At 67.3% G+C, this 15,042-nt stretch carries 14 protein-coding genes; 5 read left to right on the forward strand and 9 right to left on the reverse strand.

The annotated features are described in order from the left end of the window. Positions 1–37: 37 nt before the first annotated feature. The 6 genes from ACQHI0_RS26240 to ACQHI0_RS26265 all read right to left on the reverse strand — a co-directional run bounded on the left by ACQHI0_RS26240 (position 38) and on the right by ACQHI0_RS26265 (position 5,605). Positions 38–1,555 carry an MFS transporter gene (locus ACQHI0_RS26240; RefSeq protein WP_427904457.1) on the reverse strand — a complete coding sequence of 506 codons (1,518 nt, stop codon included), beginning with the start codon at positions 1,553–1,555 and terminating at the stop codon, positions 38–40. Positions 1,556–1,709: 154 nt separating this feature from the next. Then, positions 1,710–2,705 carry an ABC transporter substrate-binding protein gene (locus ACQHI0_RS26245; protein ID WP_427904458.1) on the reverse strand — a complete coding sequence of 332 codons (996 nt, stop codon included), beginning with the start codon at positions 2,703–2,705 and terminating at the stop codon, positions 1,710–1,712. A 76-nt stretch (positions 2,706–2,781) separates the two neighbouring features. Continuing rightward, positions 2,782–3,528, reverse strand: coding sequence for an ABC transporter ATP-binding protein (locus ACQHI0_RS26250; RefSeq protein ID WP_427904459.1), 747 nt, complete (start codon positions 3,526–3,528; stop codon positions 2,782–2,784). Between the two features lie 91 nt (positions 3,529–3,619). Further along, positions 3,620–4,426, reverse strand: a complete 807-nt coding sequence (locus ACQHI0_RS26255; protein ID WP_427904460.1) for an ABC transporter permease — start codon at positions 4,424–4,426, stop codon at positions 3,620–3,622. A gap of 57 nt (positions 4,427–4,483) precedes the next feature. Beyond that, positions 4,484–4,894 carry a VOC family protein gene (locus ACQHI0_RS26260; RefSeq protein WP_427904461.1) on the reverse strand — a complete coding sequence of 137 codons (411 nt, stop codon included), beginning with the start codon at positions 4,892–4,894 and terminating at the stop codon, positions 4,484–4,486. A gap of 63 nt (positions 4,895–4,957) precedes the next feature. Continuing rightward, on the reverse strand, positions 4,958–5,605 hold the full coding sequence (locus ACQHI0_RS26265; protein ID WP_427904462.1) for a TetR/AcrR family transcriptional regulator: 648 nt from the start codon (positions 5,603–5,605) through the stop codon (positions 4,958–4,960). 89 nt (positions 5,606–5,694) lie between these two features. Between ACQHI0_RS26265 and ACQHI0_RS26270 the strand changes: the two genes are divergently transcribed. Beyond that, positions 5,695–6,831: an epoxide hydrolase family protein gene (locus ACQHI0_RS26270; RefSeq protein WP_427904463.1), complete on the forward strand. Its 1,137-nt coding sequence runs from the start codon at positions 5,695–5,697 to the stop codon at positions 6,829–6,831. A gap of 109 nt (positions 6,832–6,940) precedes the next feature. Here the strand turns inward: ACQHI0_RS26270 and ACQHI0_RS26275 are convergent, their stop codons facing one another. Beyond that, on the reverse strand, positions 6,941–8,086 hold the full coding sequence (locus ACQHI0_RS26275; RefSeq protein ID WP_427904464.1) for a GTP-binding protein: 1,146 nt from the start codon (positions 8,084–8,086) through the stop codon (positions 6,941–6,943). A gap of 79 nt (positions 8,087–8,165) precedes the next feature. Here ACQHI0_RS26275 and thiD point away from each other — a divergent pair, with 79 nt between their 5' ends. Next, positions 8,166–9,014 carry a bifunctional hydroxymethylpyrimidine kinase/phosphomethylpyrimidine kinase gene (gene thiD, locus ACQHI0_RS26280; RefSeq protein WP_427904465.1) on the forward strand — a complete coding sequence of 283 codons (849 nt, stop codon included), beginning with the start codon at positions 8,166–8,168 and terminating at the stop codon, positions 9,012–9,014. A 114-nt stretch (positions 9,015–9,128) separates the two neighbouring features. On the opposite strand, the gene ACQHI0_RS26285 is transcribed toward thiD, so the two are convergent. Further along, positions 9,129–9,854, reverse strand: a complete 726-nt coding sequence (locus ACQHI0_RS26285) for a TetR/AcrR family transcriptional regulator (protein ID WP_427904466.1) — start codon at positions 9,852–9,854, stop codon at positions 9,129–9,131. Positions 9,855–10,004: 150 nt separating this feature from the next. Between ACQHI0_RS26285 and ACQHI0_RS26290 the strand changes: the two genes are divergently transcribed. The 3 genes from ACQHI0_RS26290 to ACQHI0_RS26300 all read left to right on the forward strand — a co-directional run bounded on the left by ACQHI0_RS26290 (position 10,005) and on the right by ACQHI0_RS26300 (position 14,164). Then, a complete protein-coding gene (locus ACQHI0_RS26290) occupies positions 10,005–10,631 on the forward strand; it encodes a class I SAM-dependent methyltransferase (RefSeq protein WP_427904467.1) in 627 nt (208 codons plus the stop codon). 69 nt (positions 10,632–10,700) lie between these two features. Continuing rightward, a complete protein-coding gene (locus tag ACQHI0_RS26295) occupies positions 10,701–12,056 on the forward strand; it encodes a glycosyltransferase (RefSeq protein ID WP_427904468.1) in 1,356 nt (451 codons plus the stop codon). Further along, a complete protein-coding gene (locus ACQHI0_RS26300; protein ID WP_427904469.1) occupies positions 12,053–14,164 on the forward strand; it encodes a glycosyltransferase family 39 protein in 2,112 nt (703 codons plus the stop codon). Before ACQHI0_RS26295 ends, ACQHI0_RS26300 begins: the two co-directional genes overlap by 4 nt. 47 nt (positions 14,165–14,211) lie before the next feature. On the opposite strand, the gene ACQHI0_RS26305 is transcribed toward ACQHI0_RS26300, so the two are convergent. After that, positions 14,212–14,991 carry an SDR family oxidoreductase gene (locus tag ACQHI0_RS26305; protein ID WP_427904470.1) on the reverse strand — a complete coding sequence of 260 codons (780 nt, stop codon included), beginning with the start codon at positions 14,989–14,991 and terminating at the stop codon, positions 14,212–14,214. Between the last annotated feature and the right edge of the window lie 51 nt (positions 14,992–15,042).

Genomic DNA, 15,042 nt, shown 5'->3' on the forward strand with positions numbered 1-15,042 from the left:
GCAACCTTCGGGTTGCGTCAAGGGTGGACCCGCAGGTTCAGTGGCCGCCGGTGACGCGGAAGCCCTTGGGGACGAGCCAGACGGTGACGACGGTGACGACGGCTACCACCGCGGCGGAGATGTAGGACGTGGTGGTGAGGGCGACGTCGAAGGCATGGGTCGAGGCTTGGGCCAGCTGGGTGTGGGCCGGTTCGGGCAGGTCGGCGGCTACCTCGGCGGCGCCACCGATCGAACCGCTCGCCTGGTCGAGGCGGTCGGCGGGCACGGGTAGATCTGTCATGTGCTGGCTGAATATTCTGGCGTGCAGGCTGCCGAGCAGGGCGACGCCGAAACCGACGCCGACCTCGTAGTTGGTCTCCTCCACCGCGCCCGCTTGGCCGGCACGGTCGGCGGGGACGGCGCCCACGAGGACGGCTGCCGCCGCGGTGACAGCCATGCCGTCGCCGAGGCCGAAGGACACCAGGACCAGCGCGACCACCGGATAGGTGGTGGGTTCCGGACTCACCGCCAGGAGCAGGAAGCCGAGGGCGACCGCGCCGAGACCGACGCCGAGCACCGCGCGGACACCGATCTTCTCCATCAGTATCGGTGTCAGTAGCGAGGCAGTGAGGAGAGTGAGCGCGGCGGGCAACATCCGGATACCCGCCTGCGAAGGGCTGTAGCCGTGGACATATTGGAGCCACAGCGAGATCAGGAACATGGCCGCGCCGATCGCCATCATGGCAAGCAGGGTCGCGACGGCGGCCGCGGTGAACGCGCCGTTGCGGAACAGGCGCACGTCCAGCAGCGGGTCGGTGGCGGTGAGCTGGCGACGGGTGAACCAGGCCAGTGCGGCGATGCCGATGATCAGGATCACCCAGTCCACCACGCTCGCTTCACCTTTCGCGAGGTGCTTGATTCCCCAGGCCAGGCAGACGATGCCCGCGACCGAGAGCGCGGCGGCGAACCAGTCGAGGTTGCCCGCCTGTGGCGCACGGTATTCCGGCAGCACCCACAGCCCGACCACGACCGTCACGAGCACCACCGGCACATTGAGCCAGAACGCGGACGCCCACCCGAAATGCTCGACGAGGAACCCGCCGACGATAGGTCCGACAGTGGCACCGACCCCCGCGACCGCGGCCCAGATCCCGATGGCCATGGTGCGTTCGCGCGCGTCGATGAAGATATTGCGGATCAGCGACAGCGTCGACGGCATCACCATCGCCCCGCCGATCCCGAGCAGCACCCGCCCACCGATCAGCTGGGCCGCGCTCCCCGCCGTAGCCGCGACCACCGAAGCGATACCGAACAGCACGAAACCGCTGATGAACAACAGTTTTCGCCCCACCCGATCCCCGAGCGCACCGGTGGTGATGAGCAGCCCGCCGAGTACGAGCCCGTAGATGTCGATGATCCACAGCTGTTCCAGCGGCCCGACCTGCAGATCCTCGATCAGCGACGGCAACGCCACATTGAGGATGGTGGCATCCATCGCCACCAGCAACAGACTCGCGCACAGCACGCCGAGCATGACCCACCTGATCGCGCCGTACGTCTGCGTCGTCTCACCCACCACGCCACCTCACCCGATCCCTGGTCACCTCCGGTATCCGGATCAGTAGCACGCGATCCACCGCTCAACCTACCCAACACCGGGCCCGCCACCCGGCAACCCCGATCCGTCGCCGTCGCGTCAACGCCCCGGCCCGGGTACCCCCGATCCCCCTCTACCCTTTGTCGAACCGAGTATCGACAAAGGACTCGAAGTCGACCTTCCCCGGAATAGCCTTGGCCTCGGTGAACGCGTCCGCGATCTCCTGTTCCGAGGCAATGACCTGATCGGACAGCGTGATCGGCTCCTTGATCGAGCGGGTCCAGGTGGTGCGGGAGGCATCCACGCTGATCTGGGTCAGTTCGGCGTACTTGGTCGACCAGGTGTCCAGATTGTCCGAGGACCATTTCGTCGCCGCGGCATAGCGCTGGAAGAAGTCGGCCAGCGCAGCCGATTTGCCCGCGTCGGCGACGGTTTTGTTGCCCGCGACCCAGAAGTTGTAGCCGTTGGCGGCCTGGTCGGCGGTGGCGATCGACTTGGCGCCGGACTCCTTTTCGGCGATGGCGGTGTAGGGATCCCAGGTGGCCCAGGCGTCGACGTCACCGCGGGTGAGCGCGGTGTAGCCATCGCCGGGGGCGAGGTAGACCGGCTCGATATCGCTCAGCGACAGACCCGCCTTCTGCAGTTGCAGGAGCAGGTTCGCGTTGGCCGAACTGCCCTTGTAGACAGCGACCTTCTTGCCTTTGAGCGCTGCGACGGAACCGATCGCCGAGTCCTTGCCGACCAGGATCGCGTCGCCTTTACCGGTCGCCGAAAGCGCACCGACGATCTTGATATCGGCGTCGGCCGCCGCACCGAAGATCACCGGGGTATTACCCGTTTGAGCGATGTCGATGCCCCCCGCGCTCGCCGCTTCGACCAGCGGCAGACCGGCGGTGAAGGTCGAGAATTCGATCTTGTAGGGCAAGTTCTCCAATTGGCCCGACGCCTTCAGCAACACCTCGATCGAAATCGCCTTCTGGTCACCGACTTTCAGCGTAACGGTGCTGAGGTCGACCGGCCCCGACGGCGCGGCCTCGGTCGCCACGTCGTCGCCGCAGGCGCTCAAGGAGAGCGCGGCGACGACGGCGAATGCCAGACCGGTCAGACGGGACTTCGGAGTGCGTTTCACGGGAACAACTTTCGTGCGTGGGAGACAACAGAGTTCCGTCGCGCAGTGCGCGACGCGTCTTCGACGGCTGGTGGTGTCAGTGCGTCACACCGAGTAGCGCGAGCAGCCGGGTCGCATACTCGGCGACTTCGGGTGCGGCGGCGGTGCGTGGGCGTGCCAGGTCGATGCGCACATCGGCGGCGATGCGACCCTCGTCGAGTACCAGCACTCGGTCGGCTAGCGTGATCGCTTCCAGCACATCGTGAGTCACGAGCAGAACGCCGAATTCGCGCTGGGCGTGCAAGCCGAGCAGGAGCTCGTGCATGGTCAGGCGGGTCAAGGCGTCGAGGGCGCCGAACGGTTCGTCGAGCAGCAACAGGGTCGGCTCGGCCACCAATGCCCGTGCCAGCGCGGCACGTTGGGCCTCACCGCCCGACAGCGTCAGCGGCCAGGCATCGGCGCGACCGGCGAGGCCGACCTCGGCGAGCAGCTCACGCGCGGCCTGCTCGTCGGCACGCCGATTGCGCGGTTTCGGCCTGCCGAGCGCGACATTGCGCACCACCGGCTGCCACGGAATCAACCGCGGTTCCTGAAAGACGATCGTCGGCCTGCCGTCGACGGAAACCGCACCGCGAGTGGGAGTATCGAGCCCGGCGAGGATCCGCAACAGCGTGGACTTACCCGATCCGCTGCGTCCGACCAGTGCGACGATCTCGCCGACGCCGATCTCGAGATCGATCCTGTCTAGCACGCTACGTTCACCGAATCGCTTGCTGAGACCGGTGATTCGAGCGGCGGCCGCACGCGAGCCGATGGGGGCGACAGTGGTGGCGGCAGCGGTCATGAGGTGAACCTCGCAATCGAACGGCGGCGGGTAGCTGGCCGGCCGGCCATCGGGACGGGGTGGGTCCTCGAGCCGGCGGAAGTAACGGACATCAGTGGTGCACCGCCGGGCGCCAGCGCAGGGCGCGACGTTCGAGCAGCCGCACGAGCGAGTCGGTGAGCAGGCCAAGGAGGCTGTAGACCATCAGGCCGAAGACGACGATGTCGGTGCGCAGGAATTCGCGGGCATTGTTGACGACGAAGCCGAGACCCGCACTGGCATTGATCTGTTCGGCCACGATGAGCGAGAGCCAGGCGATGCCGAGGCTCTGCCGGGCGCCGACCAGGATCTGCGGCAGGGCGCCGGGGATGATCAGCAGGCGCAGACGTTCGCCGAGGCCGAGGCGCAGGGCGCTGCCGAGTTCGAGCAGTTTCGGGTCGAGTTGGCGGATGCCCGAGAAGGTGTTGAGGTACAGCGGGAAGAACACGCCGAGCGCGATCAGGTAGACCTTGGGTTCCTCGCCGATGCCGAACCAGATGATGAACAGCGGAATCAGACCGAACAGCGGGATGGTGCGGATCATCTGCAGCGGCGGGTCGACCGCGTACTCACCGATCTTGCTCAGACCGGCGAGAACGCCGAGCACCAACGCGAGCACCGCGCCGAGCGCGAAGCCGTACAGCGCGCGCTGGCCGGAAACCAGCAGTGCCTCGGTGAGCTGGCCGGACCGATAGGTCTCGAGTCCCGCGTCGAGAACCGCGGACGGCGCGGGCAGCTTCTTGGGCGGAATCCACCCGCTGGTGCTGCCCACTTGCCAGACGAGCAACAACGCGATCGGCGAGAGCGCACGCAGGAACCCCGGGCGGCGGTACAGCGGAACCCGTCGCTCGTCGGTTTCGGTGAACTTCTCCAACAGCATGCGAGCATGGTGCCCGCCCAGCGGCCCGTGCCGACAGGGTTCAAATCAGCTCGAGGGTTACTCCGCCCGGCTCGAGATCTGCTGGACACCCCAGCTGTTGCCGTCGGGATCGCTGAAGAAGACGAAGCCCACATTGTCGAGCGGATGCGGGACCGGCCGCGGATTCTTGCCGAGCTCCTGCACCTCGGTGACCTCGACCCCACGCGCCACGAGTTCGGCATGTGCCTGCTTGATGTCCGGGACGACGAGCTGCAGGCCCTTCAGCGATCCGGGCGGCATGTGCGGAACCGCCCCCTTGCCGATGACGATCGAGCAGCCCGATCCCGGCGGGGTGAGCTGCACGATCCGCACGTCGTCGGAGATCACCGTGTCGTGGTCGACGGTGAAGCCGAGCTGGCCGGCATAGAAATCCTTGGCCCGGTCGATATCGGAAACCGGCACGATCACAACTTCCAGGGTCCAGTTCACTACGCGCCTCCGCGTGGTAGTCACCGATGTTGCGCCAAGTCTGCCAGCCGCACACCACCACGGTCAGGACTTGCGTTCCCAACGCCAAGCGAACTCGCCCGCAGCAGGGCGCGGGCCTGGGAGCTCGCCCTCTGCGGTCAGCCCGTCCACCATCAATGCGAGCATTCGCTGGCGCAGCTCAGCTGTCCGCACCGGGTCGGGCATAGTGATGGCCGAGCAGGCCTCGAGGATCAGCCCGAGGTCGAGTGCGTCGACATCAGCACGTAGGCGGCCACTCGCATGGGCCCGGCGGACCAGCTCCTCGCCGACCTGGCCGGAGTGCACCACGTCGGGCAGCATCGACTCATCCGGAGTGAAGGTCCCCGCCAGCCGCACGGTCAGCGAGTGCACATCAGCCTCGACAACCCGCTCCAGAAACGTCACGAACCCCCGCCACCCATCCGACTCCGCCAGCGCCGCATCGCCTTCCGCGTTGAACCGCCGCAGCCCTTCGTGACACAGCGTGCGCAGCAACACCTCCTTGCTCGGATAACGCCGATAGAGCGCACTGATCCCCACCCCCGCTCGTTCGGCGACAGCGGCGATCGGCGCGTTCGGATCATCGAGGAACACCGCACGCGCGGCATCGAGGATCAGTCCGTCGTTGCGCGCGGCCTGCGCCTTACGACCGGGCAACCGGGGCTGATCTGCGGTTTCGTTCTGCTTCGCCATGAATATCAGCCTACCACTTGAAACGGAATGCTCCGTTCTGTTACGTTTGAAACAGAACGAAACATTCCGTTTCAATTTGAGGAGTCGACATGGCCACCATCACCCCCTTCCAGATCGAAGTTCCGCAGGCCCGCCTCGACGAACTCGCCGACCGCCTGCGCAACGCCCTGTACCCGGACGAACTGCCCGGCGTCGGCGACGCCTACGGCGTGCCCGCCGGCCGGGTGCGAACCCTCGCCAAGTACTGGCTGGAGGAGTTCGATTGGCGCGCACTGGAATCCGAGCTCAACGCCTACCCGCAGTTCACCACCGAGATCGACGGTGAGGACATCCACTTCCTGCATATCCGCTCCTCGCGCCCCGACGCGACGCCGGTGATCCTCACCCACGGCTGGCCCGGTTCGATCCTCGAATACCTCGACGTGATCGCCCCGCTCACCGAGCCGGAATCGGCCGATCAGCCGGCCTTCCACCTGGTCATCCCGTCGCTGCCCGGTTTCGGCTTCTCCGGGCCCACCCGCAGCACCGGCTGGAACCGCTACCGCACCGCCCGCGCCTGGGCCGAACTGATGTCGCGCCTCGGCTACCAGCGCTACGGCGCCATCGGCAACGACGGTGGGTCGATGGTCTCCCCCGAGATCGGCCGCATTGTGCCCGAGAACGTGATCGGCGTGCACGTCACCCAGCTGTTCTCGTTCCCGTCCGGCGACCCGGCCGAGTTCGAGGGCCTCTCCGAGGCGGATATGGCCGCGCTGCAACACCTTCAGTGGTTCCACGAGAACAAGATGGCCTTCAATACCCTGCACAGCCAGCAGCCGCAGACCCTGGCCTACGCGCTCGCCGACTCCCCGGTGGGCCTGCTCGGCTGGAACGCGCAGCTGTTCGGCGAATCGCTCGACGCGCAGTTCGTGATCGCGAACGTGGCGCTGTACTGGCTCACCGGGACGGCCGGTTCGTCGCTGCGCTTCTACTACGAGGACGCGCACGCAGGCGAGCAGCCGACCGAGCCGACCACGGTCCCGACCGCGCTGGCCATGTTCGCGGGCGACTTCCAGTCCATCCGCCGGTTCGCCGAGCGCGATCACCGCCAGATCGTGCGCTGGAATTCCTACGACACCAGCACGGGCGAGGGTGGCGCGAACGACGCGGCCGGGCACTATGCCGCGCACGAGGCACCCGAGGTGCTGGTCGGCGACATCCGTGCGTTCTTCGCCGGACTCGCCTGACGCGGCGAGGTCCAGGTGCCGCGGCCCACGCTCCCCTCATCGGTGCGTGGGTCGCGGCCCCTTCGAATCATGCACCAGCGCAGTGTGATACGCGCAGCAAAGATGCCAATCAGTGATGCTCGTGCAGGTCAGCCCAGGCCGGGAACGGATCGGGGTAGCCGGTCCACGCCCCCACGCCCGCCGCGAACTCCGCATCGGTGAGCAGGGCGGCCTCGAGCTCGCGCCGGACGCCGGGCGCGTCGAGGCGCACCCCGATGAACACGAGCTCTTGCCCGGCAGGCACTTCCAGTTCCGACCACCACGCCCCCGGCTCGAAGGTGATATTCGGACCGGCCTGCGACCAGATCGCCGCCAGCTCGGGACGACTCGCGATCCAGCAGAATCCCTTGCTGCGCAACATTCCCCGCATCCCGGCCAGCACGTCGGCGAGGCGCTGCGGATGGAACGGCCGGTCGGCGATGAAGGTGAGGCTACTGATCCCGTATTCCTCGGTTTCGGGCGTGTGCCCGCCGGTCAATTCCGCTGCCCAGCCGTCCGATTCGGCAGCGACTTCCGGGTTGTAGCGGCCGGTGGCGAGCACCTCGGACAGGTCGACAACGCCCTTCTCGGTGCGCAGCACATGGGCGCGAGGATTGAGCCTGCGCACGGTCGCCTCGACGGTGGCCGCGGCGTTCGCGCTGACCAGGTCGGTTTTGTTGATCAGCAGCACATCGGCGAACTCCACCTGGTCGACCAGCAGATCCGCGATCGAGCGCGCGTCACCCTCGCCCGCTTCGAGATCGCGATCGGCGAGTGCCTGTCCACGAACCAGTTCGGCCAGGAAGGTCGAGGCGTCGACGACGGTGACCATGGTGTCGAGCCGGGCGATGTCGCCGAGGCTGAACCCGTCGTCGAACTCCCAGTCGAAGGTGGCGGCCACCGGCATCGGTTCGGAGATGCCGGTCGACTCGATCACCAGCTGGTCGAAGCGGCCCTCGCGCGCCAGCCGCGCGACGGCCTCGATCAGGTCCTCGCGCAGGGTGCAGCAGATGCAGCCGTTGGTGAGCTCGACCAGCTTTTCCTCGGTGCGGTCGAGGTGCCCCTGGCCCGCGACCAGCGCCGCGTCGATATTGACCTCGCTCATGTCGTTGACGATCACCGCGACCCGGCGGCCGTCGCGGTTGGCGAGGATGTGGTTGAGCAGCGTGGTCTTGCCCGCGCCGAGGAAGCCGGACAGGACGGCGACGGGCAGCGATGGTGTCGGGGAGTTGGTCACGAGAGTTAATGATAATGGTTTTCATTTGCGATGGATAGGTGGGGTCCCCCCGCGGCAGCGGCGGTCGTAGGGTTGGGGCGTGAAGATGTTGCCGCTGACCCCCGATGGCCAGACCCCCGTTCGCGCGCTCACCATCGCGGGCACCGACTCCGGCGGCGGCGCGGGCATCCAGGCCGATTCGCGCACGATGGCGCTGTGTGGCGTGCACGCGTGCGTGGCGGTGGCCGCGGTGACCGTGCAGAACACGGTGGGCGTCAGTGGTTTTCACGAGATTCCGGCGCAGGTCGTGGCCGACCAGGTGCGGGTGGTCGTTCGCGATATCGGCATCGGCGCGGCCAAGACCGGCATGCTCGCCTCCACCGCGATCATCGAGGCGGTCGCGGGGGTCTGCCGTGAGCTCGGGATCGGGCGCGGCGGCACCATCCCCCTTGTGGTCGATCCGGTCGCGGCCTCCATGCACGGAGACCCCCTGCTGCACGCGGAAGCCCTTGAAGCAGTGCGCAATACGCTGATCCCGCTCGCTACCGTCGTCACTCCGAACCTCGACGAGGTGCGCCTGATCACCGGCATCGAGGTGGTCGACGACGCCACCGCGCGCAAGGCCGCCGAGGCATTGCACGGGCTGGGTGCGCAGTGGGCGATCGTGAAGGGCGGGCACCTGCGCGCGTCGGAGGTCAGCACCGATCTGCTCTACGACGGCGACACCTTCCGCGAATACACCGCGCCGCGCATCGCCACCGGCAACGACCACGGCGGCGGCGACACCCTCGCGGCGGCGATCGCCAGCGCGCTCGCCAACGGCTACCCGGTGCCCGACGCGGTCGAGTTCGCGAAGGAGTGGACCTACCGCTGCCTGGCCGCCTCGTACGATCTAGGCGCAGGTCACGGCCCTGTCTCACCTCTCTGGAGACTGCGTACCGACGTCTAGCGTGGCGTCGCGAACTTGTCGGTGCCCAGGTTCATACTGAACTCATCGCACCCACCGTCGACCCCAACGACGTGATCGACGAGAACAACGGAGTTCGTGCCGGGCGCGGTGGATTCAGTCGAGACCGAAAGCGATGCGCAAAGGGCTCGATGTGTCGATCTTGACCCCGTTGAAGCGGGCATGTGCCTGTGCCAAAGCCGAGATGCTCTCGGCCAGATAGTCGACGAAGCGCTCGACCGGCATCGCCGATACCTCGCGTTGATTCGCGCCGAGCCACCAGTCCGTGGCCGAGGCGACCGCACCGAAAATCGAATAGTTCACCAATTCGATCCCGGCCACGTCGATCGATTCCGTCGGCAGCAGATCCGCGAAGAATTCCGCTGCGCGCCTTGCGGATTGACGGGCCGCCACCAGGGCTCGTTCGGTTTCCTTGGCCTGCTGGCTGAAATGGCTGTGCAGCATGAACCGGAAGACATTCGGGTGCGCCGACACCACCGCCACATATTCGGCGGCCGCGGTGTGGACGAGTTCGGCGATCGAATCGTCGGTGAGATTCACACTGGTGAGCACCCGCTCCCAGAGCATGTCGCGCACCCGATCGACGATCGCGTTGTAGAGGTCGGACTTGTCCTCGAAATGGCGATACAGCTTCGGCTTGGCCGCGCCCGCTTCCTTGGCGATATCGCCCATGCTCACATCGGGGCCCAGCTGATCGAGCGCCCGGAAAGCCGCGTCGACGAACTCGATGCGCACCTGCACGCGATGCTCGCGCCAGCGTTCGGTCCGCGCGTCGACACGACGGCGCGGCGCCTCGTCCGTCTTGGGGTAACCGCGCGTCACGTCAGTAATACTAGGACGGGCCACGTCGCGGGATACGCACCCTCCCGAGACCGGGAATACAATTGCCGAAACGGCAAATTTTCTGGCGGATTAAGAAGGTGCCGATGCACTATCGGATGAACATTTCACCCGGACTGACCAGGAGCATCGATGACCGAGACCGTGGCGAACGCCGAAGAGTTCTGGGAAGACTTCTACCGCGAGCGCGAGCAGATCTGGACCGGCAACCCGAACCCCCTCCTGGTGCGAGAGGTCGCCGAGCTGGCCCCGGGGACGGCTCTCGATCTGGGCTGCGGCGAGGGCGCCGACGCGATCTGGTTGGCGAAGCGCGGCTGGCAGGTCACCGCGGCGGACATCTCCGAGACCGCGATGGAGCGCGGTGCGCAGCGGGCCGCCGAGGCGGGCGTGACGATCACCTGGGAGCGCCACGACCTGCAGGCGAGTTTCCCCGCTGGCAGCTTCGACCTGGTGTCCGCGCAGTTCCTGCACTCGCCGGTGGAGCGCCCGGACGAGCGGGCGGGGATTCTGCGCAGCGCGGCGGCCGCCGTCGCACCGGGTGGGGTGCTGGTGATCGGCGCGCACGCGGCCGCGCCGAGCTGGGCGTCCAGCGAGATGCACGCCCATGTGTTCCCGACCATCGAGCAGGTTCTCGAGCAGCTCGAGCTCGGACCCGAGTGGCAGGTGGAGACCGCCGAACTGGTCCACACCCCCTCGACCAGCCCCGATGGCGTGGCCGGCGAGCGCGCCGACAGCGTGCTGCGCGTACGTCGCGGCTGAGCACGATCCCCAGCAACCTCCCAGCTCGGTCCCAGCTCGGTGGCAGCGCGGCCATCGAGTCTGGGTGGCATGACTCAGACCGAGGCCGAGCAGAAGGCCATGCAGAGCAGCCGCGCGCCGGTGCTCGACGTAGTGATACCCGTGTACAACGAAGAGGTCGATCTCGGCCTGTGCGTGCGTAGGTTGCACGCCTATCTGCGCGCCGGATTCCCCTTCACCGCCCGCATCACCATCGCCGACAACGCCAGCACCGACGCCACCCTCGCGGTGGCCGAGCTGCTGGCGGCCGAACTCGACGGCGTCGCGGTGTTGCACCTGGACGCCAAAGGGCGTGGGCGGGCCTTGCGCACCGCGTGGGAGAGCTCGGATGCGGCGGTGGTCGCGTACATGGACGTCGATCTGTCGACCGATCTGAACGCGCTGCTGCCGCTGGTCGCGCCGCTGGTGTCCGGGCATTCCGATCTCGCGATCGGCACCAGACTCGACGCGTCGTCGCGAGTGGTGCGCGGACCCAAGCGTGAAATCATCTCCCGCTGCTACAACTTGCTGTTGAAAACCACACTGCGGGCCGGCTTTTCGGATGCGCAATGCGGATTCAAGGCCGTGCGAACCGAGGTCGCTCGTGAGCTGCTGCCGCTGGTACGCGATGGCGAATGGTTCTTCGATACCGAGCTGCTGGTGCTGGCCGAGCGGGCGGGTCTGCGGATTCACGAGGTGCCCGTCGACTGGATCGACGATCCCGACAGCCGGGTCGACATCATCGATACCGCGCGTAAGGATCTGCGCGGGATCTGGCGGTTGACCAGGGCATTGACCACCGGCGCTCTCCCGATGGACGAGTTGCGGGCCGCCGTCGGGCGTGAACCGCTGATCGCCGGGGTGCCGCTCGGGATGGTCGGGCAGTTGGTGCGATTCGCGATCGTGGGGGTGACCTCGACGCTCGCCTATATCGCGCTGTATCTGCTGTTGCAGCCGCTGGTCGGCAGCCAGGGCGCCAATCTGGTGTCGCTGCTGGTGACGGCGGTGGGCAATACGGCGGCCAACCGGGCCTTCACCTTCGGTGTCCGCGGACGCGGGGACGCGATCTCGCACCAGTTCCAAGGATTGGCCATCTTCGCGTTCGGGCTCGCGATCACCAGCGGTTCGCTGTTCGCCCTGCATCGCTGGGCTCCCGACGTACCTGTGGCGGTGGAACTCACGGTGCTGATCACCGCCAATCTCGTTGCGACACTTGCCCGTTTTGTTGGGCTGCGCTGGGTGTTCCGGAATGCCGAACTCGGTAGCGCGTCAGGTATGCGAGATGGTCAAGGCTCGGATTGCGGAACCAGCTCCGAGCGGACCGTGAGCATTGCCCGCGTTCCCGGGACTGCCACCCACGCAACGGCTCCAGCAGCGCGCCTTGGCACTTCGGAGGTGCGTCGATGACCGCGACAGTCGCCCCCGCATCGCGCACCGACCTCGCGCACATCGAGCCGACCCGAAACCGTTGGGAGCGTCCGGCTTTAGCGGCGCTGCTACTCGGCACACTGGTTTGCTACCTCGTCAACCTGAGCGCCAACGGCTGGGCGAATGACTTCTATGCCGCTGCGGTACAAGCGGGTTCGCAATCATGGGAGGCGTTCTTCTTCGGCTCCTCCGATGCCGCGAACTCGATCACCGTGGACAAGCCGCCCGCTTCGCTGTGGGTGATGGAACTGTCGGTGCGGCTGTTCGGGCTCAACAGCTGGAGCATGCTGGTGCCGCAGGTGCTGCTCGGCGTGGCGAGTGTCGCGCTGTTGTGGGCGACGGTGCGCAGGTCGTTCGGGCCCGCCGCGGGGTTGATCGCGGGAACGGTGCTGGCGGTGACTCCTGTCGCGGTGCTGATGTTTCGGTTCAACAATCCGGATGCGCTGCTCGTCTTGCTGATGACAGCGGCCGCCTGGGCGATGACGCGTGCGGTCACGGACGGGCGGTGGCGCTGGTTGCTGCTCACCGGCGGGTTCATCGGATTCGGGTTCCTGGCCAAGCAGTTGCAGGTGCTGTTGGTTGTGCCGCCGTTGGCGCTGATGTATCTGCTCGCCGGGCCCCCGAAGCTCGGCAAGCGGGTCGCGCAGTTGTTCGCCGCCGGTGCGGCGATGGTGGTGGCGGCGGGCTGGTGGTTGTTGGCGGTGGAGCTGTGGCCTGCGGATTCGCGACCGTGGATCGGTGGGTCGCAGAACAATTCGATCATCGAGCTCACCCTCGGATACAACGGGCTCGGGCGGCTGAACGGCAACGAGACCGGCAGTGTCGGGCCCGGTGGCGAGCTGCCCGCGGGCGGGAACGGGATGTGGGGCAGCACCGGGATCGCCCGGATGTTCGATGCCGCGCAGGGCGGTCAGATCGCCTGGTTGATTCCGGCCGCACTGGTCGCGCTGGTGGCCGGGCTCGTGTTGCGCGGGCGCGCACCGCGTACCGATCGCCGGCGGGCCGCGCTGATCCTGTGGGGCGGTTGGCTTCTCGTCACCGGGCTCGTCTTCAGCTTCATGGCGGGGATCTTCCACCAGTACTACACGGTGGCGCTCGCGCCTGCTGTCGCGGCGCTGGTCGGGATCGGGTCCGTGCAGATCTGGAGTTCGCGCGACCGGTTGTGGGTGCGGTGCGCAGGCGCTGTGGCCATCGCACTCACCACGGCGACCGCGTGGATGTTGTTGTCGCGCAGCGCTTCCTTCCAGCCATGGTTGCGATGGGCGATTCTGGCTGTCGGTGTGATCGCCACAGTGGCCTTCCTGTTCCCGCTCGCGCGCACGCAATCGGTGATCGTCGCGCTCGCCGCCGCGTTCATCGGGCTGGCCGGGCCGATCGCCTACTCCGCCGACACCCTCGCCTCCGCGCACTCCGGTTCGATCCCGTCGGCTGGACCGAGTTCTGGTGGGATGCGCGGAATGGGTGGACCCGGAATGCGTCCCGGTGGGGACGATGGCAGACCCGGTGCCGACGGATCCACCACCACTGGTGCGGGAAACGGCGCGCCATCGACCGGCGGTACGCCCCCGGACGGCACCCAGACCGGCATGCCGTCGGACGGTGCCGCTGCGGGCATCCCCTCGGACGGTGGCGTGCCAGGGCAAGATGGCGCGGCGGCGGGCGGTTCGGCACAGGGTGCGGGCGGCTCGAACGCTGGTGCGCAGCGCAGGGGTGGCGCGGGTGGATTGCTGGGCGGGTCACGTCCGAGCGATCAGATCGTCACCCTGCTCGAGTCGAACGGCACCGACTACACCTGGGTCGCGGCGGCGGTCGGTTCCAACAGCGCCGCCGGGTATCAGCTCGCCACCGAGTTGCCAGTGATGCCGATCGGCGGTTTCAACGGCAGCGACCCGTCGCCCACCCTCGAACAGTTCAAGCAGTACGTGGCCGACGGAAAGATCCACTACTTCGTCGGCGGTGGCCGGGGTGGGCCCGGCGGGAACAGTGCGTCGACCAGCTCGGCGATCACCGCCTGGGTGACGGCGAACTACACCGCGACGACAGTCGACGGAGTAACCCTCTACGACCTCACCCAACCGAAGTCGTAGCGTCTAGACCTAAGGCTGGGTCCGGCATCGGCCGCGTCGGAGCAGCGTTATCGGGCGGCGGGTGCCGTGGCGGCGATCCACTCGGCGAAGGACGGACCGGCCAGGGTGGCGTGCGGGGACGGCAGGAGGGTGCCGTTTTCGAATTGCTCACGGTCGGGGTTGGCGGAGTCGGAGGTTTCGATGATCCCCAGCGCGTCACCGCGGGCCTCGACCAAGACAGCGGCCGCACCGGCCATGGTCTCCGGCCGCGGGCCTGCGATCTCGGGGAACGGAATATCCTCGGCGCCAATCGGATTCGTGGCGAGGTCGACCAGTGCCTCGGCGACAGTTCGAGCGGCGACCAGCTGGGTGCGCATGCCAGGGACGTAGGCGACAGCGTCCTGCGTGCCCCACCCGACCATCACCTCGACGAGTTCGTGGAACTGCGCCGCACGCAGAATCCGCACCGGTAGTGCACCTTTGAGCAGTTCCTGCTCGTGGGCGAGCTTGGCGGCGTTGTACCCGGCGAGCGAACCGTCGATCCCGATGATGGACACCACCACCAGCCGCTCGACCCCGGCCCGCTGGCCCGCCGCATGCAGATTGCGCGCGGTAGCGGTGAAGAACTCGGTCGCCACCTGCTGATCGGCCGAAGGCGTACTGGACGCGTCGATGACGATGTCGACCCCGGTCAACGCCTCGTCGAGACCCACGCCGGTCTCGATGTCGACACCGTTGGCCCGCGAGAAGGCGACGACGTCATGTCCACGCTCGGCCAGCACATCCACCACATGCCGACCCAGCCGCCCGGTCGCCCCTGCCACCGCGATCTTCTTCTGCTCCACCATGATCGACTCCTCCATTGCTTCTTCCGCGTTCACAGAGTCGACGAAGTAGGC

This window comes from Nocardia sp. FBN12 (assembly GCF_050320175.1).
In the GTDB taxonomy this organism is placed as follows: Bacteria; Actinomycetota; Actinomycetes; order Mycobacteriales; family Mycobacteriaceae; genus Nocardia.

Bases quoted from the DNA above. Each gene is read 5' to 3' on its own strand.
- ACQHI0_RS26270 (WP_427904463.1), top strand. From the start codon at position 5,695: ATGGCCACCATCACCCCCTTCCAGATCGAAGTTCCGCAGGCCCGCCTC.
- ACQHI0_RS26250 (WP_427904459.1), bottom strand. From the start codon at position 3,528: ATGACCGCTGCCGCCACCACTGTCGCCCCCATCGGCTCGCGTGCGGCC.
- ACQHI0_RS26255 (WP_427904460.1), bottom strand. From the start codon at position 4,426: ATGCTGTTGGAGAAGTTCACCGAAACCGACGAGCGACGGGTTCCGCTG.
- ACQHI0_RS26295 (WP_427904468.1), top strand. From the start codon at position 10,701: ATGACTCAGACCGAGGCCGAGCAGAAGGCCATGCAGAGCAGCCGCGCG.
- ACQHI0_RS26265 (WP_427904462.1), bottom strand. From the start codon at position 5,605: ATGGCGAAGCAGAACGAAACCGCAGATCAGCCCCGGTTGCCCGGTCGT.
- ACQHI0_RS26290 (WP_427904467.1), top strand. From the start codon at position 10,005: ATGACCGAGACCGTGGCGAACGCCGAAGAGTTCTGGGAAGACTTCTAC.
- ACQHI0_RS26300 (WP_427904469.1), top strand. From the start codon at position 12,053: ATGACCGCGACAGTCGCCCCCGCATCGCGCACCGACCTCGCGCACATC.
- ACQHI0_RS26305 (WP_427904470.1), bottom strand. From the start codon at position 14,991: ATGGTGGAGCAGAAGAAGATCGCGGTGGCAGGGGCGACCGGGCGGCTG.